This is a genomic window from Xanthomonas sp. NCPPB 4037 (assembly GCF_041475695.2).
GTDB lineage: Bacteria > Pseudomonadota > Gammaproteobacteria > Xanthomonadales > Xanthomonadaceae > Xanthomonas > Xanthomonas campestris.
This window is the reverse complement of the sequence record NZ_CM191261.1, coordinates 2,538,143-2,558,353: the sequence shown is the minus strand read 5'-3', so window position 1 is coordinate 2,558,353 and position 20,211 is coordinate 2,538,143. Positions and strand designations below refer to the sequence as shown.

The window sequence follows — 20,211 nt, the reverse complement described above, 5'->3', positions numbered from 1 at the left end:
CTCCGTCCGAGACCAGCGCGAGCAGGAGCAGCGCCGGCACGCGCATCAAGTGCAGGAGTTGCAGGTCGCCCTGCGGCGGGCCAACGAGGCCTTGACCGCCAAGAACCACGATCTGATGCAGCTCAACCGCGACAATGGCCAGTGGCTGGAACGCCATACCCGCCTGGAGCGGGAACTGGCGCAGGCACGCCAGCGGACCGATGCCCAGCAACGCGAGCGCGACGCGCTGCGCCTGACGGCCGCCGAGCACCAAGCCCTGCAGGTGCGCTGGACCCAAGATGTCCAAGCGCTGGAATGCGTGCGCGCCGAACTGGCTGCGGCGCGGGCCGAGCTGGTCGAAGAGCGCCAGCGCCGGGAACACGCCGAGGCGGACACCTTGCGGGCCACGGTGCGCCTGAGCACGTTGGAACAACTCCTGGCGCGGCTGCGGCCAGTGCACTCCGTTGGCGAACCCGAAAACGCCATCTCAGCCGGTGCAATGCCGGCAGGCAGATGATCAGCCGCTTGGCGAAGGCTCGGGAATCCCCCGCGTCAATGCTTCGCCGTCCCAACCATGCCTTCGGTGAGGCGAAGCGAAGCGGAGCGCTCCCCCGGCAAACTTGCTTCTACAGTCACTGCAGGAGATCGACATGGGACTATGCAATTCAAAGCCGAGCGTGGCAGGGTCACCTGCGCGTTATGCAACCCCCACCACAGAGCAGGCCACGCCATCTGAGTCGCCGTCGCCATCGCGCAGGGATTCGCCTTCTTCTTCGACCAGTGCACTGCGCGAGGCTTTACCTTCCCCACCGCGTCGCTCCGCTTCTCTCGAACCGCAGGGCTCACCCAGTTGGCAAGGGGCAGGATGGTCCGGCCATGAAGGTTTTAGCGGTTGGTCAGAATACCAGGGCAACTTGCATGACTCAGCCCATGAGTGGCAGGGCGTATCGACCGGCGAGTATCCGATCGCTCCTGCCGATATGTGGTCTCAGCCCGCCTGGAACCCTTATGCCAGCTTTGACACTGGCGCAGCTTCTTCGCACCATCAGGCACTCCAAAAACGGGCGCAAGAGTGGGTGCACCTCACCACCACTACCTTGCAACACGATGGTAAGGACCCGCGACTCGAGCAGGCTATCAAGGATCTTTTCCTGATATTCGCGGATTCCCCAACGTTCCGGCAGACCATGGAGACCGTCCAGAAGGAAGGCATGGTAGGGATTCGCGTTGATCCCGAAGTGTCCACAGCGTATTTCGATAGGCAACAGCGGGTAGTGGTACTGGGAGAGATGATGGCGCGCGACCCCACCATTGCAATGGGCGTTCTTGCCTTTGAATTGAGCAATGCTTCGCTAGACCTCGCATTCGAAGAATGCGAGCGCAATGCAGCCATCGCCCAGCTTTCCCCCCGCGAATTCGCGGAAAGCTTTGAAAAGGTTGAATACAACTCTACTCGCAACGTTCAGGCTTATTATATGGAAGCGCGCGAAACGCTACGTCGGGTTGGTCTCGACAACCCCAACGCATGGCATTGCATGGTTACAGCCCAGGGGCATATCGAGCCTAGTACCCGGTCGGAGGACGAGGCAGTGGCAAATTCATTGGCTACCGGTCATTTTGGTCGGTATGAGCAAGAGTACGCGAAACGAAATATGTGATCTCTTGCATCCTCGATGCTGGGTCAGCGTACATAAGGGCATCTACATCCTGGATGACCTGTTGGCTAACACCTCTGATATCCAACTTGAGATCATCCATAGAGACACCCGTGGCACAAAGCTACCCGGTCTCCGGAAAGCATGACGTACGAGAGGTGTGGCAGGAATCCGTGAAAGTTCTTAGCTAACATCGAGTGTAGTATAATTAAAAGTTAGGTGAAATAGGCAATGGGCATTTGCATATCAACACAAGGCAGACCGTCAAATTCACCTGCCTCAAGTGAAAATACGTCCAATGCTTCTACTCCGACGCGTGCTCGAGGTGAGAATCAGGCATCAAGTGGAGCACTAGATGGCCTGCAGCGTAGATCTTCGTTGCAACGGAACTCAAACGTTCACGGAGCCAGCTGGCGCAATGTTATTGCGCAAGTAAGAAATCCTCACGAAGATCCGCGCATCGACCATTTGCTGACGATGGCAGGAGAAATTTACAAGGCATCAAGCACGTTCAGGAAAAGAATGAACGCAGTTGCAGGCGAAGGTGGTGTCACGATAAGGATCGTGCCAGACAGTGAGATCGGCCAGTCCTTTGGGCATGCCGCAACACGACCGGGAACTCGGACTATTGCCTTGACAGAGACAACAGCCAGCAACGTTCAAGGGAGCCACTATCAATCTCTCAATATATTATTGGTTGAACTCTCCAACCTGAGCCGGGCCAATGAAATTGCGGAGATCAGATCCGGTTTCCAGCAGGGGCGAATAGGTCAGCGGCGAGCGGCTTATAACGCCGAAAGAGTAGAGTATGGAACTATCGAAGACATGGTCAAATATTTTACCGAGGCTCAACCTGTCATCGAATCACTAGGCTACGGAAATCCGTTGATGTGGTACGCCGCATACGACTACGGCGGCGGAATCGTGCCAGCATACCGATCATTTGAGGATTACTACGCAACAGCGCTTTCAAGCGGTCATACCGATGTTCATCTTAACAACTATTCTCGGTCTGAAGAATAACGGTAGTGAACCGCCCGGGATTGAAATGACCCCCAGAAGTTGGACGGTTCATTCAGCGCTTCTGGTCCAGCAATTGAGTGCGCACGGCAGCCATCAGGGCGTCTTGCTGGAGAGGTGCAGAGAGGTGGCTCCATTCATTTAAACAGCGTAGCCGTGCTGGATAAGTGGATCGCCTGCGGGTTCAAGCTGCCTTGGGCAAGGACAGCATCTGGTTGAAGTAGACCTGATCGGGGGTCAGCCGATCAAGCGCGGTGTGTGGCCTGCGCTGGTTATAGAAGCTCAGGTAACGGCCGATCGATGCCTTCGCGTGGCTGACGCTGTCGTAGGCGCGCAGGTAGACCTCCTCGTATTTGACCGACTTCCACAGCCGCTCGATGAATACGTTGTCGCGCCAGCAGCCCTTGCCGTCCATGCTGATGGCAATACGGGGTTCAGCCGACATACGTGCAAAAATGCCCCCCAAAAAATCCGCTAACCCACTGATGAAATGGACGAAATCCAATCTTGTGAGCCACTTTTGCACGTACGACGTCCCCCCGCCCTGAGTAGCGGCCTGGTTTAGAGTCCGGGGTTGATGATATCGGTGTTTGCCAGATGTTGGGCATAAGCAGCCGGGGTCATGCCGCCGATTGCTTTCTTGGGTCGGTCCTCGTTGTATTCGCGTCGCCAGCGTTCGATTTCGGTGCGCGCGTGCAGTAACGTCGGGAACCAGTGCTCGTTGAGGCATTCGTCGCGCAGTCGGCCGTTGAAGGATTCGACGTAGGCGTTCTGGTTCGGTTTGCCTGGCTGGATGAGCCGTAGTTGCACATCACGGGCATGCGCCCAGGCGACCATCGCCTTACCGCAAAACTCCTTGCCATTGTCAGTGCGGATCACCTTCGGCAAACCGCGACTGTGCGCCAGTCGGTCCAGCACGCGCGCAACGCCGTGGCCCGAGATCGCGCGCTCCACGTCGATGGCGACCGCTTCGTGGGTTGCATCGTCCACGATCACCAGACACTTGATCACCCGCCCTTCGGCAGTGCGGTCGAACACAAAGTCCATCGACCACACCTGGTTGGCCTGCGATGGCCGCAGCAGCGGCTGACGCTCGCCTATTGGCACTTTTTTGCGCTTGCGCCGTCGGACCTGTAGCTGCTGTTCGCGGTACAACCGCTCCACGCGTTTGTAGTTCACGATGCGTCCTTCTTGCCGCAATTTGAGATAGATCATCCCCACGCCATAGCGACGATGGCGATGCGCCAGCGCAACAATGCGCTCGCGCAGTTCGCCATTGCGGTCTTCGCGCGGGCAATAGCGCAGCGCACTGGCGCTCATGCCGATCGCTGCCAAGGCACGACGCTCGCTGGCACCGCGCCCGATCCACTCGCGCACCAGCGTACGACGCGCCGGTGCGCTTACCACTTTTTTCGCAGCGCATCCTTGATCAGGTCGTTCTCGAACAGCTGCTCGGCCAGCAACTTCTTCAGCCGCGCGTTCTCGGACTCGAGGTCCTTGAGCCGCTTGGCATCGGGCACGCTCATCCCACCGAACTTGCTGCGCCACAGGTAGTACGAGGCCTCGCTGAAGCCATGCCGCCGGCACAGGTCCTTGATGGCGACGCCGCTTTCGGCTTCGCGCAGGAAGCCGATGATCTGTTCTTCGGAAAAACGCTTCTTCACGTCCAATCTCCTCGGGGTAGGGAATTGGACTCCAAACTGAGGCACTACTCAAAATTGGGGGGACGTCGCGTATGTCGGCCGAACCCTTACTCGGGTTAAACCCAACAGTCGTGTCACCAGTCGCCAGGGGAGCCCGACACCGAAACGGAAAGATCGACCTTTAGATTCAATAGTTTAGAGAGATTTCGGCCCCGCACGTAATGATTCCCTGCCGAACCTCTATCCGGCCCGCACGACGGCTCTTGGCTGCGCTGCCTGAGCGGAGACATGGAACCGACCTGCCTGTCCTGAACGGGCCCGACTTAGCGCTTCTTCGAGCCGGGTCGGGGCGCCACGCGCAGCGCGTTGAGGACCAGCGAGAACGCATTGGAAGGGTGTCTGCGGCTCGGATAGTACAGATAATAGCCAGGGAACGGCGGGCACCAATCTTCCAGCACGCGCACCAGCCGCCCCTCCTCGAGATGGGGCGCGAACTCTTCTTCAGGCAGGGACGCGATCCCCAACCCCGCCACCGCGGCATCCACCACGCTGGGCGAGGTATTGAAGATGAGTTGCCCATCGACCCGCACATTCACTGCCTGGCCGCGGCGCTCGAAGTCCCAGACGTAGATGCCACCTGCCGTCTGCATGCGCATGTTGATGCAGTTGTGCTTGAGCAGGTCGCGCGGCGTCTTGGGAATGGGATGCGTCTTGAAGTACGCGGGCGCAGCCGCGATCACCATGCGCAACGGCGGCCCGATCGGCACCGCGACCATGTCCTTGTCGATGGTGTCGCCCATACGCACGCCTGCATCGAAGCGGTCAGCCACGATGTCCCGGAGTCCGTAGTTGATGTCGAACTCAATCTTGATGTCTGGGTATTCCAGCAGCAAGGGCGTGAGCTTGGGCAGCAGCGTGGTCCGGAGGATGTGTTCGCCGCAGGTGATCCGCACCGTGCCTGCAGGCTTGTCCCGCATTTCGGTCAGCTCATCGAGTTCCGCGCCGATCTCGTCGAATCGGTGTCCAATGGCATTGAGCAGCCGCTCGCCGGCAGCCGTGGGCGACACGCTGCGCGTGGTGCGCGTGAGCAGCCGGATTTCCAGCCGCGTCTCCAGGCCGCTGATTGCCTGGCTGAGGGCAGACTGCGTGATGCCCAGCAGCGAAGCGGCGCGTGTGAAGCTGCCTTCCCTTGCCACAGTGACGAAGTACAGGAGATCGTTGAGGTTGCGTTTGACCATGACAGAATTTTTCCATGAAATACTGATTAGTTCAACTAATAGGGCATTTAAGTTTTAATTAGCTAGTCAAGTTTCCTGCTACGCGCCAATATTCAAGACATCAAAAGGTCCAGACCAACGTCCTGGCTCGGCCGGTTTCGTGGCGCAACCGATAAACGCGGAGAGAAGACCAATGGCAAATACCGACCGCAAACGCATCCACGGGGATAAAGCCGTATCGCGCAGCCGGCGGCGCGTGATCCTCGGCGCTGTCGCGCTGGCGGCGGTACCGCTGGCCACGCTGGTGCCGCCCCTCCCGGCGTTGGCCCATCACGGGTGGGCGGGCTTCGACACTGACCACCTCGTCTACATTGCAGGATCCGTCTCTTCGGATGGTGTCTGGGGTAATCCGCACTCGCTCTTCGATGTCACCCTGGACAGCAACCTGCCCGCTCGCACGCCCAAGCTGGCAATTCCCAAGGAGTTGCAAGATCCCCAGGACAGTACCCGGGTCAATGCTGCTCCCTCGTACAAGGGCCCCCACAAGGCGCTAAAGATCATCATTGCGCCGCCGGCGTGGTCCGGCAGGTGGGGACTGGGCCGCGCACTGAAGGTCGGGGAGCGTTTCCAGGCAGTCGGCTACATCAATCGCGCAGACGACGACATGTTTCGGCCAGTCGTGTTCTGGTACGGGCACCAGGCCATGCCGGTAAACCAGGTGCTCGGCAACACGCTGCCGGTAAGAGCGCCACTGCCGAAATAAGGCTTGCACGACAGATGTGAGCATCACCGCTGCCACCAGGTCAGATGCCACAGTACAAGGCTCTGGAAATTTACTGATGCGGGAAGTGTTCGGAATCATCGTCGCCGCGCGCAGCATATGCGGATGGGTTGCGCCGCCTGCGCCTGCGCCACCACGCCGGACGGAATGAACGGACCATGCCTGAATTGCTCTATTCGTTGCTCAAGCTGTTGCAGGGCTCTGCGCTCGGAGAGGCGGTGCGCAGCGCTGAATACCTCTATCCGGTGCTTGAAGCCAGCCACATTCTCGGGATTGCTCTCCTTGTCGGCCCGGCTTTCACCTTCGACCTCCGATTGCTGGGGATCGGACACCGCGTCGTATCCGTCAACGCAGCTGCGCGCAATCTGCTGCCCGTCTCCCACGTCGGCTTTGCCATCGCAGTGATTACGGGCATCGCACTGCTTAGCGCGCAAGCGACTGTGGTCGCCGATAGTGGAGCTGCGCCGTGGAAGTTCGGCCTGCTGATCCTCGCCTGCCTCAACGTGCTGGTGTTCCACCGCGGCATCTATCGCTGCGTCAATGACTGGACGGATGCCGCCTTGACCCCGGTGGCCGCCCGCGTTGGGGCAGGCGTGTCACTGATCGCGTGGACAGGCGTCCTCTTTGCCGGCCGGCTCCTCGCCTACACCTGATTTTCGGAGCATCTGGATCGACTCCGAACCTCAATCTGTTGGTCGATCATGCTGACAGTCTTACAGGGCACAATTGATTAGCCAAGCTAATATGGGATAGAAGAGCTCATTAGCTAGTCAAGTTGACCTTCGTGGCTCAACATTCAAGCCACGCAAAAGCCAGTACTGATACCCCGATTTCTCGATCTGCCGCGCCGGCGTACTACGAGGGTTCGGCACTCGAACGACCTGTTTCACCTCGGCCGCTTCGCCTCCGGCATCGAGCAGTTATCGAAGAAGGACGGCGAATTCAATGGCCGAATCGAGGCGATGAAGTAGTTGGAAATCGATTCCCGGTTCGATGGCGAGCATGGCGTTTTCACAAGCACACCAAAGAAAAGAGCACATCCATGGCAGAGCAGATAGGTTCAGCTCCCCGCGGAACTGTTCACTCCCCACAAGAAGCCAACGCACAGCCCGCTCATTGGAGCGGCGTGTTCGCCATGTCGCTGTGCGTGTTCGCGCTGATCGCGTCCGAATTCATGCCGGTCAGCCTGCTGACATCGATGGCGGCCGACCTTCACGTCACCGAAGCCATGACCGGGCAAGGCATCGCGATCTCCGGCGCATTCGCGGTGCTGACCAGCCTGTCGATCTCGTGGCTGGCCGGCGGCATGAACCGCTCGCCACGCTTGGAGAACCCATGACCATGTGCCTCAGTACCTCTCGCAGCGGCCACCGGCGGACGGCCATCGAGCACCGCCGCCCTGGGCGTGGCCCGCGGGCCATGCGCGCACTAGGCCTGCTTTGCGGTCTGTGCTTGCTCGGCGGGTGTGACGCCGCACAGCCAGGCGTTCCGGCCGCTCCCATCGCCACCGCGGCGGCAACCGTCCAACCGGAGGAATCTCGCATGTGGATGACCGTCGGCGAACGCCGCTTCGCCATCACCCTGGCCGATACCGAGGCCGCCCGCGCCTTTGCCGCGATGTTGCCGCTCTCGATAGACATGGCCGACCTCAACGGCAACGAGAAGCACGCCGAACTGCCCAAATCGCTGCCCACGAGCGCCAGCCCGCCCGGCACGATCCGCAACGGCGACCTCATGTTGTATGGACCGAGGACGCTGGTGGTCTTCTACCTGACCTTCAGCTCGTCCTACTCGTACACGCGCCTCGGCCGCGTGGATGACCCCGCAGGTTTGGCGCAGGCAGTGGGCAAAGGCAGCGTGCGGATCGGGTTCTCCAAGAACTAGATGCACATGACTTCCTTGAAAAAGCCCTACGTCATCGTTCATACCCTGACGTCGCTGGACGGAAGGATCCACAGCATCGAACTGCCCGAGTTCGATGCGGCGGCGCTTCAGTACGAGCAATTGGCGCTGCATGCCGATCAGCAGGTCCTCGACATCCAGGGCTACCTAAACGGCCGCGTCTCGAGCGACGACAACTTCACGCACCATCGCGAGCCGGACCTGGACTCGTCGGCGGAGACCGTTCCCGAAGGCGACTTCGTGGCAGAGGCGCACGCGCCGATGTACTACGTGGCGCTCGACCCTGCCGGACGCCTGGGCTGGCAGGAGAACCACGTCGATTATGGCGGTGTGCGCTCGCACGTGGTGTCGGTGCTGACCGAAAAGGCGAGCAACGCCTACAAGGACCTGCTGCGTCGCCTTGGCATCTCGTACGTCATCGCCGGGAAAGACGCACCGGACAACGCCCTGGCGCTGCACAAGCTCGCGACGCTGTTCGGCATGGAGCGGGTGATGATCGGCGGCGGCGGCGTGCTGAACTGGTCGTATGTGCAGGACGGCCTGGTCGATGAACTGAGCCTGCTGCTGGCGCCCGTCTCCGACGCCTCGCCTACCGCGCCGGGCCTGTTCACGGCCAAGGAGCCGCTGACCCGCATTGCGCCGCGTTCGTTCACGCTGATCGACGTGAAGCCGTTGCAGGACAGCGCGGTGTGGCTGCGCTACAGGGTGAACGACCCACGCCCCTAACCCCCGAAAATTCCCAGTTCGCGAGGCAAGCCTCGAGCCAGCGGATACAACGAAGGCCAACTCACCCATGAAGAACGTGATTCTGATCGGCGCCAACGGCAGTACGTCGAAAGAGATCATCCCCCGTCTGCTGGAACAGGACGACGTGAAGCTCACCCTGTTCCTGCGCCGCGCCAGCCGCTTGCAAAACATGCGGAGCGACCGCATCGATGTCGTGGAAGGCGATGCCACCAGCCTCGCCGACCTGACACGTGCGATCCGCGGGCAGGAAATCGCCATCAGCGCCATGGGCGGCATGGACCTGGACGCCAAGACGGCGAACATCGTTCGGGCCATGAAGGAGGTCGGCGCACGTCACATCGTCGTCATCAGCGCCGGCGGCATCTATGACGAACTGCCCCCCGCCTTCAACGCCTGGGACAAGGACATGGTCGGCCAGTACCGCCCCATCAACCTGAAGGCAGCCGAGGTCGCCGAGCAATCGGGCCTCGCCTGCACCGTTCTGCGCCCGGTATGGCTAACCAACAAGCCCGCCGAAACATTCCAGCTGACTCGCAAAGGCGAAACCTACAAGGGGACGGAAACCTCGCGCGCGAGCATCGGGCGCTTCGTGGCCGAGCTCGTGAGGGACCCGCAGCGCTACGCCAACCAGAACCTGGGCATCAGCCAGCCCGACACCGATGGCGACAGGCCCGCAGCGTACCGCTGAGCCTCGCCGGCCAGCGCAACAAGACCGACCTACCAGCCTCATCACCAACCACGCAAAGGAATAACGTCATGAACGAAGCTACCCTGGAAATCACCGACATCAAGCGGCGGACGGCCCTCACGGGTTTCGTTCAAGGCTCACTTCTCGCTGGACTGGCGATCACGCTTGGCGGTCAGACGGCGCTCGCGCAGACCTCCTCTGCCTCAACGGGGTCGGGCGGCCTGCGGCTGACGCAGGCGTGGGACAAGGTGTTTCCCAAGAGTGACAAAGTCGATCACCAGAAGGTCACCTTCAAGAACCGCTACGGCATCACCCTCGCGGCCGACCTGTACCTGCCGAAGAACCGGCAGAATCAGCGGCTGGCGGCGCTCGTCGTCGGCGGTCCGTTCGGTGCGGTGAAGGAACAGTCCTCCGGCCTGTATGCGCAGATCATGGCCGAGCGCGGTTTCGTCGCGCTGGCCTTCGACGGATCGTATACGGGGGAGAGCGGCGGTGAGCCGCGTAACGTCGCCTCGCCGGACATCAACACCGAAGATTTCATGGCGGCGGTCGATTTCATCGGTCTGCAATCCTATGTCGATCGCGAGCGCATCGGCGTGATCGGCGTCTGCGGCTGGGGCGGCTTCGCATTGAACGCCGTGGCCGCCGACAAGCGCGTCAAGGCCGTCGTCGCCAGCACCATGTACGACATGACCCGCGTCATGTCCAAGGGCTACAACGACAGCGTGACCCCGGAGCAGCGCACGCAGACCCTGGAGCAACTGAGCCGGCAGCGCTGGGAAGACGCCGCGAATGGCAAGCCTGCCTACCAGCCGCCTTACAACAAGGACGTGAAGGCTGGTGACGCGCAGTTCATGGTGGATTACCACGACTACTACATGACGCCGCGCGGCTACCACCCGCGCGCTGTCAATTCCGGTAACGCCTGGACGGTCACCACGCCGCTGTCGTTCATGAACATGCCGATCCTGACCTACATCAAGGAGATTTCTCCGCGTCCGATCCTGTTCGTGCACGGCGAAAAAGCCCATTCGCTCTATTTCGCCCAGACCGCCTATGCGGCCGCAGCCGAACCCAAGCAACTGGTGATCGTCCCCGGCGCCAGCCACGTCGATCTGTACGACCGCGTGGACAAGATTCCCTTCGACAAGATCGACGAGTTCTTCGGCACGCACCTCAAGGGCTAGAACCACCCGTTCAAGGATTGCACATGACCATCAAAGCCTACGGCGCCCATGCTGGCGACAAGCCCCTCGAACCGCTGGAGATCACCCGCCGCTCGGCAGGCGCGCACGACGTGCTGATCGACATCGCCTACTGCGGCGTGTGCCACTCGGACCTGCATCAGGTGCGCGCCGAATGGGCGGGCACGCAATTCCCCTGCGTGCCCGGCCATGAGATCGTCGGCCGCGTGGCCGCCGTTGGCGTGCATGTGAGCGGTTTCAAGCCGGGCAATCTGGTCGGCATCGGCTGCATCATCGATAGCTGCAAGCACTGCGAGGAGTGCGATGCCGGCCTGGAGAACTACTGCGACGGCATGATCGGCACCTACAACTTCCCGACGCCGGATGCGCCCGGCCATACGCTGGGCGGCTACTCGCAACAGATCGTGGTGCACGAGCGTTACGTGCTGCGCATCCGCCATCCGGAGCAGCAACTGGCCGCGGTGGCACCGCTGCTGTGCGCCGGCATCACCACCTACTCGCCGCTGCGCCACTGGAACGCGGGACCGGGCAAGAAGGTCGGCATTGTCGGCATCGGCGGCCTGGGCCACATGGGCATCAAGCTCGCGCACGCCATGGGCGCGCGCGTGGTGGCCTTCACCACCTCCGAGTCCAAGCGCGAGGCGGCCAAGGCCCTGGGCGCCGACGACGTGGTGGTGTCGCGCAACGCCGAGGAGATGGCAGTGCACGCCGGGAGCCTCGACCTGATCGTCGACACCGTTGCCGTCCCGCACGACCTCGATCCGTTCCTGGCCCTGCTCAAGCGCGACGGCAGCTTGACGCTGGTCGGCGCGCCGGCCTCGCCGCATCCATCACCCGCAGTGTTCGGCCTGATCGTCAAGCGGCGCGCAATCGCCGGCTCGATGATCAGCGGCATCCCCGAGGCCCAGGAGATGCTCGATTTCTGCGCCGAGCACGGCATCGTCTCGGACATCGAGATGATCCGCGCCGACGAAATTAACGACGCCTACGAGCGCCTGCTCAAGGGCCACGTCAAGTATCGCTTCGTGATCGACAACGCGTCGCTGGCGGCCTGATCTCCAGGGAGACTTCCATGAACATCACTTACGACTTCGCCGGGCAGGTCGCCCTGGTCACCGGCGCCGGCTCCGGCATGGGGCTGGACACGGCACGCGCATTCGCCAAGGCCGGCGCCGCAGTCACCTTGGCGGGCCGCGAAGAAGCGCCGTTGCTCAAGGCAGTGGAGGAGATCACTGCCGCGGGCGGCAAGGCGATCGCCGTGGTGTGCGACGTGGTCGACGAGGATCAGGTGGCGGCCATGGTGGAGCGCACGGTCGCGACATTCGGTCGCTTGGATGCCGCCTTCAATAACGCCGGCATCCAGGTTCCCGCTTCCGAGATCGCCGACCAGTCCGCCGACGACTACGACCTGATCAGCGCGATCAATCAGCGCGGCGTCTGGGCCTGCATGAAGCACGAGCTGAAGCAGATGCGTCAGCAAGGCAGCGGCGCGATCGTCAACTGCTCGTCCATCGGCGGGCTTACCGGCCGGGCGCTGATGGCCGCCTATCACGGCACCAAGCACGGCGTGATCGGCCTCACCAAGAGCGCCGCGCTCGAATACGCCGCGCGCGGCGTGCGCGTCAATGCCGTGTGCCCCGGCACGATCGACACGCCGATGGTCTCGTCCATGCTGGACAAGGGAATGCTGTCGATGGACGACCTGCTGCGCGACCTGCCGATGAAGCGCCTGGGGCGCGGCGATGAAATCGCCGACACGGTGCTCTGGCTGTGCAGCTCGGGCTCGACCTTCGTGACCGGCCAGGCCTTAGCCGTGGATGGCGGATTCACCGTTTACTGACACCCTCCCGGCGCCTGCTGCCGGCCACACAGAGAAAGGCATAACAACATGACCAAAGACAAAGTCGTCATCATCACCGGCGCGTCATCCGGCATCGGCGAAGCCACGGCCAAGCTGTTAGCCAGCAAAGGCGCCAAAGTCGTGCTCGGCGCGCGACGCGCGGACAACCTGAAGCGGATCGCTGATGAGATCGAGCGGCACGGCGGCCAGGCTGCGTACCAGGAACTGGACGTCACCCAGCAGTCCGAGAACGACGCCATCGTCAAGCTGACCAAGGACAGGTTCGGCCGCGTGGATGCCATCTTCCTCAACGCTGGCCTGATGCCGAACTCGCCGCTGTCCGCGCTCAAAACCGCCGAGTGGCACCAGATGGTCGATGTCAACGTCAAGGGCGTGCTCAACGGCGTGGCCGCCGTGCTGCCCGAGTTCCTGGCTCAGAAGTCCGGCCATGTCATCGCCACCTCGTCGGTGGCCGGGCTCAAGGCCTATCCGGGCGGCGCCGTCTATGGCGGCACGAAGTGGTTCGTGCGCGACTTCATGGAAGTCCTGCGCATGGAATCGGCTATGGAGGGAACCAACATCCGCACGGCGACGATCTATCCGGCGGCCATCAACACCGAGTTGCTCAAGACGTTCACCGACAAGGCGTCGCTCGACCAGATGCAAGGCATCTACGACACCTACGGCATTTCCCCCGACCGGATCGCCAGCGTCGTGGCCTTCGCGATCGATCAGCCCGAGGACACGACGATCAACGAGTTCACGGTCGGCCCCGCGAATCAACCTTGGTAAGAGCCGCTCCGCGATCCCACCATCTTTCCACGAGGTGGGCCGCCGGCATGCTGGCCTTCGGCTGCAACGGCTCCTGTCGGCCAAGGGCAACAGTGTTCCATGCCAAGGTGATCAGCGAGGGCTGCCGCCAGCTTCGTCCCCATGATCCGCTTTGACGACGCTGCGCCGCAGCGGGCCGCTTGCCCCCAGGCGGCCTGAACGGAGGACATGCCCAATTGCCACCAGCTGGCAGTCGACCAAAATGCGAGACCAAAGCTAAAGGAAAACGCCAAGGCAATGCAAAAATAATCTACTGCCCCTATCGCAGCTGCAGTCCCTCTTCACGAAAAAAGCATTCGCATTCAGTCTGTGCACTTACCTGCCCACCAGTAGCTGGCAGCAACATAAAGGGACCTCCAATAACCCTAGAAGACTCGACCGGAACGCGCGTAAGCCATTGACTTAGAGCAGCTATCAAAACTACTGCGCAGCCGTCAGGCGGGCGCGGCCGGTGCTCGGAATCGGCATGTACCCACGTACATTCCGGTTCCTCCGCGCCGTCCGCACCCACCTGACGACTGCTCGCTACGTTTTGTTAGCCGCTCTTAGTCTTACGTGCAGTTTTAGAAATCGAGGTTTTTTAGAGTTTCCTATAGGGCACGTCATTTAGGCGCTGCGCTGCTGCATGACCTACGGCATCCCGGCAGGCGGACTAGGGCATGCGATACTGAGGAACATTTTTCCGATACGATGCATTCATGCGCAATATCCGCCTATTTTTTCTGCTGTTCTGCTTGATTGCCAGCGTAGCTGTCGACTCCCCGTAATTCAATGCCAGCCAAAACTAGAGGTCTGCGGTTGATGTTGATCGCGGAACTCGGCGGGCGTTAGCCCGCCCAGGCTGTCGTGCGGGATCTGCTGGTTGTAGTCGGCCAGCCAGTGTTCGGTCTGTTCGCGAACCTCGCTCAGCGTGCGGAAGATGTGCATGTCCAGCACGCCGCGCCGGTAGCTGCCGTTGAAGCGTTCAATGAAACCGTTTTGCATCGGCCGTCCCGGCTCGATGAAGTCCAAGGCGATGCCTTTGCGCTCGGCCCACTCGGCCAAGGCCAATGCGACAAACTCCGGGCCATTGTCCAGGCGAAGCTTGACGGGATAGCCGCGCCAGGCTGCGATGCGCTCCAAGGTGCGGATGACGCGGGCGGCCGGAAGATTCAAGTCCACTTCGATCGCCAAGGCTTCCCGACTGAAGTCGTCGATGACATTGAACGTGCGGAAGCGTCGACCATCCCACAGCGCATCGGACATGAAGTCGATCGACCATCCTGCATTGGGGCCTGCTCCGCATGTCAGCGGTTGTGGATGACGCGTCGGGACCCGGCGCCTGCTGCGACGACGCTGATTGAGCTTCATCAAGCAATACACGCGCCAGACCCTCTTGTGATTCCACACATGTCCGCGACGGCGGATGATCTGAAAAAGCTTTCCAAAACCACGCTCGGGAAAGCGTTCGGCCAATTCGGACAACAGCGCAATGACCTCCTCATCCCGATCTGGACGACGCCGATAGCGCACTGTCGAGCGCGCCACGCCAACCACCGAACAGGCCCGGCGCTCGCTCCAGCCATGCTGCTCGATGAGCCAGGCAAGAAGCGGGCGCTTATGCGCCGGGTCTACAGCTTTTTTGCGATGACATCCTTGAGTGCATGGTTTTCCATCGCGAGCTCGGCATACATGCGCTTGAGCTTGCTGTGCTCGGTCTCCAGGTCGCGAAGGCGCTGCACGTCAGCTGCCTCCATGCCACCGTACTTGGACTTCCAGACGTAGTACGTCGCGTCGGAAATGCCCAGCTCACGGCACACATCTTTGACCTGGCGGCCGCCGTCCACCTGCTTCAGCGTGGCGACAATCTGGCTCTCGGTGAACTTGCTCTTGCGCATCGTTGGTCTCCTTGGTGGCTAGTGTGCCCGGAGACCTCTAACTATGGATGGATCAATTTTACGGGGAGTCGACATAGCGACCGCGAGGCCGTCTTCCGAGCCCCGCCCGGTGAGCCCATCGGAACTCGTGTTGGAGTTGTCGCCTCAGGCCGAGGGGGACGTCATCAAGACGCTTGGCGTGCGTATCCGGCTGAACAAGGTCTTGATCGCCAGCGGCGACACTGTGGTTCAGTTGCCGCTGATGGATGACAACGTGGATACGGCCGCCGAAGCCATCGACGGGATTGAGGCGACCGACGCGCATGGCACGGTGCAGCTTTCGGCACACACCAGCACGATGGCATCAGGCGACGAGCAGAAGGAAGTACGCGTCTGGACAGCGTCGCGTGCGCTATCCGGCGCCCTGACGCTTCGATACAGGGTGCCGGCAACGGCAATTAGACCGCCGCGTGGTCCGGCGGAGCCAATATCGTTCCGTAACGATGACCATGCATTCTCTGGCGCTTCCAGCATATTCTTGGTATTGCCGCCAGCTCAGCAGTCCTACGCACTGACCATAAGCTGGGATTTGAGCCATCTGCCGCCCCCTGCATTGGGGATCAGCTCCCTCGGTAACGGCACGGCCACACTTAAGGAACCTCTGAACAACGCACCACAGATACGCGACACTACCCGCCTGATGTTGAGGAGTGATCCATGCAACTGACGTTCGGTGACGCTGAGGGCCTGGGCAAGCGCAAGCAGACCCGCCGGGAGATCTTCCTGGCCGAGATGGAGCAGGTCGTGCCGTGGCAGCAACTGCTCGGGCTGGTCGCGCCGCACTATCCGGTCTCGGGGCGGCCAGGTCGGCAGCCGTACGCACTGGCGACGATGTTGCGGATTCATCTGCTGCAGCAGTGGTATGCGTTGAGCGATCCGGCGATGGAAGAAGCACTGCACGAGATCCCGACCTTGCGGCGGTTTGCTCAGCTCGGTGGCTTGGACAACGTTCCAGACGAGACCACGATTCTCAACTTTCGCCGCCTGTTGGAGGCCCATGGCCTTGCCGCGCGGATGCTGGAAGCGGTCAACGCGCATCTGGCGCGCAAGGGCCAGAGCCTGCGGTCGGGCACGATCGTCGATGCGACGCTGATCGCGGCGCCCAGTTCGACCAAGAATGCCGACCATGCGCGCGACCCTGAGATGCATCAGACAAAGAAAGGCAATCAATGGTATTTCGGGATGAAGGCGCACATCGGCGTGGATGAATTTTCCGGGTTGGTGCACCACGTCCATTGCACAGCGGCCAACGTCGCCGATGTCACGGTGACGCACACGTTGCTGCATGGCAAAGAAGACAGCGTGTTCGGCGACAGCGGCTACACCGGTGCGGATAAGCGCGAAGAACTGCAGGACTGCGAGGCTGCATTCTTCATCGCCGCCAGGCCCTCGACGCTGCAAGCCATCGGCAACAAGCGGGAGCGTGCTCGGGAACAGCGTTGGGAACACTTCAAGGCCAGCGTGCGTGCGAAGGTGGAGCATCCGTTCCGGGTGATCAAGCGCCAGTTCGGTTACACCAAGGTCCGCTATCGCGGCTTGGCGAAGAACACCGCGCAGGTGCTGACGCTGTTTGCGCTCTCCAATCTGTGGATAAAGCGAAAGCAGTTGATGCCTGCTATGGGGAGCGTGCGCCTGTAACGCGGGCAACACCCTGCAAACGCGCCGGAAACGGCAAAAAATCGAGGATCTGAGCGCCGTCGGCCTGGCCGATGTGGTTAGGCTCATCCTCCGACGCCGTTGATCAGACCATCCTTAAGCGCATCACCAGCGACGAACTTGGACACATGTTCTTCATGGCCGGGAAGGTCGGACGTTGGCCACAGGTCGCGCGCACGGACGGGTTTTCTGCCAACTGGCAAGGGCAACCACCATTCGATGCAGCTGAATTATCCGCGTGGGTCGGCAGGCTGCACCAGCAATTCCAAGCGCTATTTCCCCAACCCGACTCCCACCCCTACACAATTTTCTTACGCTACAACCCGATAAACGCAGGTGGTGGAGTCGCGTTGTACCAATCGTTCGTCGTGACATACGGTGCCGGCCAAGGGGCAGACCCAAACCGCCTCAAGATCACCCTGTCACACGAGATGTTTCACACCTACCAGCCCCATCTTGCTGAAAGTGCATCGGAGCCAGTCACCTGGTTCACGGAGGGTTTGGCGATGTTCGCTGAAGCCCGCTTGCCGCTGCGCTTTGGCATGATCACGCCAGAGCAGTTCTTACAGGATCTCAATAGGATCGCCGGGCGTTACTACACCAACGCACTACGCACCATGTCCAATGCAGAGGCCGCTGGCGGTTTCTGGAAAGACACGCGTATCCGCATGCTTGCCTACGACCGCGGCATGCTGTACCTGGCCACAGTGGACGACGCTGTACGCAAGCGATCTGGCGGGAAGCGTTCCTTGGATGATTTAGAACGCGCACTGCTAAAGATCAACGCGCGGGGGGCGACACCCACCCAGGCGGACTGGGAAACCTTGCTTGCGCATGAGCTCGGCGCGAGCGGGGTTGCCGATTTTCATGCTTTCCTCGCCGGAACACCGCCGCTGCCGGCCTCCGATGCATTTGGCCCCTGCTTTCGCCGCACCAGCAAACCGCTGCGCGAATACGTGCTCGGGTTCGAGCCGGCGGTGCTCGCCGAATCCAAGCGCATCGTGCGCGGCCTCGTGGAGGGCTCGGCTGCCGCCCTCGCCGGTGTGCGCAACGGCGACGAGATTGTGTTGCCAGTACCGCAGGATGACATCCAGGGCAATCAGACCCAACATCTGCATCTACGTCTGCGTCGCGACGGACGCCAGTTCGATGTCGATTACCTGCCGCGCGGCAAAACGATGGATGCGTGGCAGTGGGAACGCGTGGATGGAGTTGCCGACGATCGCTGCGCGCTGTGATCGCACTGGTCCGACGGATTCGCACCCGTCGTCACCTAGGCCGCAACGGTGGCGGTAAAGTTCGCGTGTTCATCACTGGCTCTGCCGACAGGCAGGCTCATGCCACGGCCAAGACCCTGCTGGCCGAGGGCCACGACGTCGTGGTGCACGTGCGCTCGGTGGTCGATGGACTTCGTGTTCGACCGCACCAGCGAAGGCCGGGTACTCAAGTGTCTGACCATTGTTGATGACGCGACCCATTAGGCGGTCGCCATCGAGGTCGAGCGGGCCATCTCTGGGCACGGTGTGAGCCGTGTCCTTGACCGGCTTACGCTCAGCCGCGGGTTGCCTGCTGTGATCAGGACCGGCAACGGCAGGAGTTCTGCGGCAAGGCGATGGTCAGCTGGGCGCACGAACGCGGCGTACAGCTTGGTCGGATCCAGCCAGGCAAACCCAATCAAACGCTTACATCGAGTCGTTCAACGGCCGCCTGCGTGACGAATATCTCAACGAACACCGGTTCCCGCGCTTATGCAAGCGCGGACGATCATCGAAATCTGACGCAGGGAATACAACGAGGAACGGCCGAAGCAAGTGCTGGGCGGGCTGACGCCCGCCGCCTACGCCAAACAGCTCGCTGCCACCGATGTCATCAAACCCGGATTCTTGACTGAAAATTTCATCTAATTGCATTATTCAGCGCCGCTGATGCTTGGCTCAGCGCCGATTGCGTCACGCCAAGTAGCGCCGTCGCGCGAGTGAAGCTGCCGTCGCGGCCGACGGTGACGAAGGAGAGGAGATCGTTGAGATTGCGTCTGACCATCAAGACATCATCCGGTGTTCGTTTGATTAGCACAACTAATATGATCTTTAAGAACTAGTTGGCTAGTCGGTGCGGCGCCTGCGGGACAAAATGGACGGGAACGCTCGATACACACTGCTCTCACCTCGATAGATGCGCTCAGCGCCCGTGTGTGCCGGAGCACTGCCCTTCCCCTCTTTAATCAAACCGTGCAAGGAATTTGATATGACAATAGCGTTCAACTACGCAGGCAAGGTTGCCTTCGTCACCGGTGGCGGAACCGGCATTGGTCGCGCTGCTGCACTCGCGTTCGCCAAGGCGGGTGCAAGCGTGGCCGTCGTAGGCCGCACCGAAGCGAACCTGCAGGAGACCGTACAACTGATCGCGCAAGCTGGCGGCCAGGCGATCGCGCTGCAGTGTGATGTTGCGAAAGAAGACGAGGTCAAGTCGGCCATCGCTGCAACGGTCTCGACCTTCGGTCGCCTGGATTTTGCATTCAACAATGCAGGCGTTGAGCAAGGAGCCATTGCCCTGGCCGACATAACCACTGCGGATTGGGAACAGCTGACCTCGGTCAATCTCAACGGCGCCTTCCTCTGCATGAAGCACCAGATTCCTCACATGCTCAAGCAAGGCGGTGGTGCGATCGTCAACACTTCATCCGGGGCCGGAGTCAGAGGCTTTGCCGGACAAGCCGGCTATTGCGCCACCAAGTGGGGCGTTATCGGAATGAGCAAGGCTGCTGCCCTGGACTATGCCGCTGACGGCATTCGCGTGAACGTGGTCTCGCCGGGCTTCATCGACACCCCCATGATGAAGCGCTTCACCGGTGGTACCGAGGAAGGTCTGCGCATGGTGATCGACAATGAACCTGTGGGTCGACCGGGCCGCCCTGAAGAGGTCGCCGCAACCGTACTCTGGTTGTGTTCGGAAGAGGCTGCCTTCTCTACCGGTTCAAACGTGGTCGTCGATGGCGGACAAACGGTCTAAGGGGCACCCTCGGTGCCGGCCAGAGCGAGGGCTCCAGCTTTCTGAGATCAATGGCTTCAGTATCCCTCTCGCTTCCCGGGTTGGCCGGCCTTGCGCCGCGCCAACCCCGGCGACCATTTCTC

18 protein-coding genes, 1 other RNA gene and 5 pseudogenes are annotated in these 20,211 nt (G+C 61.2%); 19 read left to right on the top strand and 5 right to left on the bottom strand.

What is annotated here, in order from left to right; genetic code table 11:
• Nucleotide 1 precedes the first annotated feature (1 nt).
• From ACCQ01_RS11375 to ACCQ01_RS11365, 3 genes and pseudogenes are all read left to right on the top strand, one after another.
• A pseudogene (locus ACCQ01_RS11375) lies at nt 2–496 on the top strand (DNA-binding protein); the annotation flags it as partial.
• Nucleotides 497–893: 397 nt separating this feature from the next.
• On the top strand, nt 894–1,637 hold the full coding sequence (locus ACCQ01_RS11370) for a hypothetical protein (protein WP_228434360.1): 744 nt from the start codon (nt 894–896) through the stop codon (nt 1,635–1,637).
• 474 nt (nt 1,638–2,111) lie between these two features.
• A complete protein-coding gene (locus ACCQ01_RS11365; RefSeq protein WP_218973958.1) occupies nt 2,112–2,657 on the top strand; it encodes a hypothetical protein in 546 nt (181 codons plus the stop codon).
• A 181-nt stretch (nt 2,658–2,838) separates the two neighbouring features.
• Here the strand turns inward: ACCQ01_RS11365 and ACCQ01_RS11360 are convergent.
• The 3 genes and pseudogenes from ACCQ01_RS11360 to ACCQ01_RS11350 all read right to left on the bottom strand — a co-directional run.
• Nucleotides 2,839–3,084: pseudogene (locus ACCQ01_RS11360) on the bottom strand (integrase core domain-containing protein); the annotation flags it as partial.
• A gap of 131 nt (nt 3,085–3,215) precedes the next feature.
• A protein-coding gene (locus tag ACCQ01_RS11355; protein ID WP_372358881.1) for an IS3 family transposase occupies nt 3,216–4,318 on the bottom strand; the annotation gives its coding sequence in 2 pieces (ribosomal slippage) (nt 3,216–4,060 and nt 4,060–4,318; 1,104 coding nt in all).
• A 302-nt stretch (nt 4,319–4,620) separates the two neighbouring features.
• Entirely contained in the window at nt 4,621–5,535 is a 915-nt protein-coding gene (locus ACCQ01_RS11350; protein WP_228434302.1) for a LysR family transcriptional regulator, read from the bottom strand.
• 172 nt (nt 5,536–5,707) lie between these two features.
• Here ACCQ01_RS11350 and ACCQ01_RS11345 point away from each other — a divergent pair, with 172 nt between their 5' ends.
• The 11 genes and pseudogenes from ACCQ01_RS11345 (at nt 5,708) to ACCQ01_RS11295 (ending at nt 14,049) form a co-directional block, all read left to right on the top strand.
• The gene (locus tag ACCQ01_RS11345) at nt 5,708–6,277 is read left to right on the top strand and encodes a hypothetical protein (RefSeq protein WP_228434301.1); all 570 of its coding nucleotides are present in this window, start codon (nt 5,708–5,710) and stop codon (nt 6,275–6,277) included.
• 176 nt (nt 6,278–6,453) lie between these two features.
• Nucleotides 6,454–6,948: a hypothetical protein gene (locus tag ACCQ01_RS11340; protein WP_228434300.1), complete on the top strand. Its 495-nt coding sequence runs from the start codon at nt 6,454–6,456 to the stop codon at nt 6,946–6,948.
• 482 nt (nt 6,949–7,430) lie between these two features.
• Nucleotides 7,431–7,610: pseudogene (locus ACCQ01_RS11335) on the top strand (MFS transporter); the annotation flags it as partial.
• A gap of 227 nt (nt 7,611–7,837) precedes the next feature.
• Entirely contained in the window at nt 7,838–8,179 is a 342-nt protein-coding gene (locus ACCQ01_RS11330; protein WP_228434299.1) for a cyclophilin-like fold protein, read from the top strand.
• A 6-nt stretch (nt 8,180–8,185) separates the two neighbouring features.
• A complete protein-coding gene (locus tag ACCQ01_RS11325; protein ID WP_228434298.1) occupies nt 8,186–8,923 on the top strand; it encodes a dihydrofolate reductase family protein in 738 nt (245 codons plus the stop codon).
• 67 nt (nt 8,924–8,990) lie between these two features.
• Nucleotides 8,991–9,632, top strand: coding sequence for an NAD(P)H-binding protein (locus ACCQ01_RS11320; RefSeq protein ID WP_228434297.1), 642 nt, complete (start codon nt 8,991–8,993; stop codon nt 9,630–9,632).
• 68 nt (nt 9,633–9,700) lie between these two features.
• On the top strand, nt 9,701–10,819 hold the full coding sequence (locus ACCQ01_RS11315; protein ID WP_228434296.1) for an alpha/beta hydrolase: 1,119 nt from the start codon (nt 9,701–9,703) through the stop codon (nt 10,817–10,819).
• Nucleotides 10,820–10,842: 23 nt separating this feature from the next.
• A complete protein-coding gene (locus ACCQ01_RS11310) occupies nt 10,843–11,892 on the top strand; it encodes an NAD(P)-dependent alcohol dehydrogenase (protein ID WP_228434295.1) in 1,050 nt (349 codons plus the stop codon).
• A 17-nt stretch (nt 11,893–11,909) separates the two neighbouring features.
• Entirely contained in the window at nt 11,910–12,677 is a 768-nt protein-coding gene (locus ACCQ01_RS11305; RefSeq protein ID WP_228434294.1) for a glucose 1-dehydrogenase, read from the top strand.
• Between the two features lie 48 nt (nt 12,678–12,725).
• Nucleotides 12,726–13,469, top strand: coding sequence for an SDR family oxidoreductase (locus tag ACCQ01_RS11300; protein WP_228434293.1), 744 nt, complete (start codon nt 12,726–12,728; stop codon nt 13,467–13,469).
• Between the two features lie 505 nt (nt 13,470–13,974).
• Nucleotides 13,975–14,049: non-coding RNA, sX9 sRNA (locus tag ACCQ01_RS11295), on the top strand.
• Nucleotides 14,050–14,276: 227 nt separating this feature from the next.
• Here ACCQ01_RS11295 and ACCQ01_RS11290 read toward each other — a convergent pair.
• A protein-coding gene (locus ACCQ01_RS11290) for an IS3 family transposase (RefSeq protein WP_503258120.1) occupies nt 14,277–15,385 on the bottom strand; the annotation gives its coding sequence in 2 pieces (ribosomal slippage) (nt 14,277–15,124 and nt 15,124–15,385; 1,110 coding nt in all).
• A 127-nt stretch (nt 15,386–15,512) separates the two neighbouring features.
• Here ACCQ01_RS11290 and ACCQ01_RS11285 point away from each other — a divergent pair.
• From ACCQ01_RS11285 to ACCQ01_RS11270, 4 genes and pseudogenes are all read left to right on the top strand, one after another.
• The gene (locus tag ACCQ01_RS11285; protein WP_372358880.1) at nt 15,513–16,091 is read left to right on the top strand and encodes a hypothetical protein; all 579 of its coding nucleotides are present in this window, start codon (nt 15,513–15,515) and stop codon (nt 16,089–16,091) included.
• Nucleotides 16,082–17,062 carry an IS5 family transposase gene (locus ACCQ01_RS11280; RefSeq protein WP_372358879.1) on the top strand — a complete coding sequence of 327 codons (981 nt, stop codon included), beginning with the start codon at nt 16,082–16,084 and terminating at the stop codon, nt 17,060–17,062. Before ACCQ01_RS11285 ends, ACCQ01_RS11280 begins: the two co-directional genes overlap by 10 nt.
• A gap of 71 nt (nt 17,063–17,133) precedes the next feature.
• A complete protein-coding gene (locus ACCQ01_RS11275) occupies nt 17,134–18,318 on the top strand; it encodes a M61 metallopeptidase family protein (RefSeq protein WP_228434226.1) in 1,185 nt (394 codons plus the stop codon).
• Nucleotides 18,319–18,477: 159 nt separating this feature from the next.
• Nucleotides 18,478–18,984 (top strand): annotated as a pseudogene (locus tag ACCQ01_RS11270) (integrase core domain-containing protein); the annotation flags it as partial.
• On the opposite strand, the pseudogene ACCQ01_RS11265 reads toward ACCQ01_RS11270, so the two are convergent.
• A pseudogene (locus tag ACCQ01_RS11265) lies at nt 18,983–19,120 on the bottom strand (helix-turn-helix domain-containing protein); the annotation flags it as partial. The pseudogenes ACCQ01_RS11270 and ACCQ01_RS11265 overlap by 2 nt on opposite strands.
• Before the next feature lie 204 nt (nt 19,121–19,324).
• On the opposite strand from ACCQ01_RS11265, the gene ACCQ01_RS11260 reads away from it, so the two are divergent.
• Complete coding sequence (locus ACCQ01_RS11260) at nt 19,325–20,089, top strand: glucose 1-dehydrogenase (RefSeq protein WP_228434227.1); 765 nt, start codon at nt 19,325–19,327, stop codon at nt 20,087–20,089.
• Nucleotides 20,090–20,211: the final 122 nt, after the last annotated feature.

Excerpts from the sequence above, each read along its gene's own strand:
- ACCQ01_RS11365 (WP_218973958.1), top strand. The coding sequence starts at position 2,112 with ATGGCAGGAGAAATTTACAAGGCATCAAGCACGTTCAGGAAAAGAATG.
- ACCQ01_RS11350 (WP_228434302.1), bottom strand. The coding sequence starts at position 5,535 with ATGGTCAAACGCAACCTCAACGATCTCCTGTACTTCGTCACTGTGGCA.
- ACCQ01_RS11345 (WP_228434301.1), top strand. The coding sequence starts at position 5,708 with ATGGCAAATACCGACCGCAAACGCATCCACGGGGATAAAGCCGTATCG.
- ACCQ01_RS11340 (WP_228434300.1), top strand. The coding sequence starts at position 6,454 with ATGCCTGAATTGCTCTATTCGTTGCTCAAGCTGTTGCAGGGCTCTGCG.
- ACCQ01_RS11330 (WP_228434299.1), top strand. The coding sequence starts at position 7,838 with ATGTGGATGACCGTCGGCGAACGCCGCTTCGCCATCACCCTGGCCGAT.
- ACCQ01_RS11325 (WP_228434298.1), top strand. The coding sequence starts at position 8,186 with ATGACTTCCTTGAAAAAGCCCTACGTCATCGTTCATACCCTGACGTCG.
- ACCQ01_RS11320 (WP_228434297.1), top strand. The coding sequence starts at position 8,991 with ATGAAGAACGTGATTCTGATCGGCGCCAACGGCAGTACGTCGAAAGAG.
- ACCQ01_RS11315 (WP_228434296.1), top strand. The coding sequence starts at position 9,701 with ATGAACGAAGCTACCCTGGAAATCACCGACATCAAGCGGCGGACGGCC.
- ACCQ01_RS11310 (WP_228434295.1), top strand. The coding sequence starts at position 10,843 with ATGACCATCAAAGCCTACGGCGCCCATGCTGGCGACAAGCCCCTCGAA.
- ACCQ01_RS11305 (WP_228434294.1), top strand. The coding sequence starts at position 11,910 with ATGAACATCACTTACGACTTCGCCGGGCAGGTCGCCCTGGTCACCGGC.
- ACCQ01_RS11300 (WP_228434293.1), top strand. The coding sequence starts at position 12,726 with ATGACCAAAGACAAAGTCGTCATCATCACCGGCGCGTCATCCGGCATC.
- ACCQ01_RS11280 (WP_372358879.1), top strand. The coding sequence starts at position 16,082 with ATGCAACTGACGTTCGGTGACGCTGAGGGCCTGGGCAAGCGCAAGCAG.
- ACCQ01_RS11275 (WP_228434226.1), top strand. The coding sequence starts at position 17,134 with ATGTGGTTAGGCTCATCCTCCGACGCCGTTGATCAGACCATCCTTAAG.
- ACCQ01_RS11260 (WP_228434227.1), top strand. The coding sequence starts at position 19,325 with ATGACAATAGCGTTCAACTACGCAGGCAAGGTTGCCTTCGTCACCGGT.